The organism is Paraburkholderia sp. JHI2823 (assembly GCF_038900695.1).
In the GTDB taxonomy this organism is placed as follows: Bacteria; Pseudomonadota; Gammaproteobacteria; order Burkholderiales; family Burkholderiaceae; genus Paraburkholderia; species Paraburkholderia mimosarum.
On sequence record NZ_JAYMRY010000335.1, the window covers coordinates 1 to 399 of the forward strand.

Sequence of the window (399 nt, forward strand, 5' to 3'; positions counted from 1 at the left end):
TCGATTTCACCGGCGATGATCACGAACACCCTGCCGCACGCGAGCATGCCGGTAATCGACATCTGCCGCAGCAGATTCGACAGATTGCGCGGCGTGACGAACGCGCCGTGCGTGAGCGCCGAAAAGAAAATCCAGATCACGGCGACGGCGATCAGCAGCGCGAGAATCTTGTAGCGCGCGAACAGTTGCTGGATCCGTTGCGTGCCGCCGAATGCGCCTCGCGGCGCGGTATCGTCGGCGCGTTGTGAAGTAACGTCGGGCGTCATGCGGCACTCGCTGCGGTTGGGTTCGGGACTCGCTGCACGGGACGGATAGCGGCGCTGAGAATGTCTTCCTGCGTGAGGCCGTCGTTGACGAAATCGCCACGCAATTCGCCCTCGCCGATCACCAGCACACGAT

General features: G+C 62.7%; 1 pseudogene. It reads right to left on the bottom strand.

The features are described 5' to 3' along the window. Window positions 1-266: pseudogene (locus VSR34_RS38885) on the bottom strand (sugar ABC transporter permease); the annotation flags it as partial. Window positions 267-399 lie beyond the last annotated feature (133 nt).